The organism is bacterium (genome assembly GCA_024226335.1).
Lineage (GTDB): Bacteria > Myxococcota_A > UBA9160 > SZUA-336 > SZUA-336 > JAAELY01.
The window spans coordinates 1-1,132 of record JAAELY010000299.1 but is presented as its reverse complement, the minus strand read 5'-3'; the positions used below and the strand labels follow the sequence as shown (position 1 = coordinate 1,132).

The 1,132-nt window shown below is 63.9% G+C and carries 2 protein-coding genes; both read left to right on the top strand.

The annotated features are described in order from the left end of the window. On the top strand, window positions 1–807 hold an 807-nt coding region (locus GY725_15725), incomplete at its 5' end, for a 4Fe-4S dicluster domain-containing protein (protein MCP4005639.1). Next, a partial coding sequence (locus tag GY725_15720) for a hypothetical protein (GenBank protein ID MCP4005638.1) occupies window positions 804–1,132 on the top strand: 329 nt, incomplete at its 3' end. The genes GY725_15725 and GY725_15720, both read left to right, overlap by 4 nt.

The window sequence follows — 1,132 nt, the reverse complement described above, 5'->3', positions numbered from 1 at the left end:
GGTGCCACACTGGCGGCCGGCAAGGCCGCCGCCCGCCCCCGGCAGGACGACACGGAGTTCGTCGGCGTCCTCGTGGACACGACGCGCTGCATCGGCTGCCGGTCCTGCGAGGTCGCGTGCGCGAAAGAGCACGACCTCCCGATCCCGGATGTGGAAAACGACGGTGGACTGGAGGCTCCGAGAACGACATCCACGGACCGGCGGACGGTCGTCAATCGCCACGACACCAGCAAAGGTGAGGTCTTCGTCAAACGACAGTGCATGCACTGCTGGCAGCCGGCCTGCGCCGCCGCGTGCCTGACCAACGCGATGCACAAGACCCGCAGCGGGCCCGTGGTCTGGCGGCCGAAGAAATGCATGGGCTGTCGCTACTGCATGATCTCCTGCCCGTTCGACGTCCCCAAGTTCGAGTACGACGAGTGGAATCCCAGAATCCATAAGTGCGATCTGTGCGCCGACCGCGTCGCGAGCGGAAAGAAAACCGCGTGTGTGGCGGCTTGCCCGACCGACGCGCTGATGTTCGGCCTGAAGCGGGAGCTGATGGAGGTCGCCAGGACGCGGATCTACAATCACCCGCAGCGCTACGTGCGAAAAATCTACGGGGAACACGAGGTCGGCGGAACCGGATGGCTGTATCTGGCTTCCGTCCCGTTCGAGGAGCTGGGGTTCCGCACGGATCTGGGTACCACACCCTACCCCGAGTTCACTCGCGATTTCCTTTACGGTGTTCCGGTCGCGCTGTTCGGCTTGCCGGCGCTTCTCCTCGGCCTGCACCTCCTGGCCAATCGGGAGGAGCCGGAATCGTGAACAGATCCAACATGCACGCAATGGGGATCACGGAATTCCTCCTCGAGGAGATGAAGCCGAAGGGCAAGCTGTTGACGCCGTTCAACCTGATCTCGATTCCGGTCATGCTGGCCGGTGTCGTGATCCTGGTCATACGCTTCACGTACGGCTTGGGTTCGGTGACCAACCTGTCGCAGGACGTTCCCTGGGGACTCTGGATCGGGTTCGACGTCGTGACCGGTGTTGCCCTGGCCGGTGGCGCGTACGTCATCACGTTCGCGGTCTACGTCATGCGGATGGAGCGGTATCGCCCGATCGTGCGGGCCACGGTTCTCAACGGCCTGCT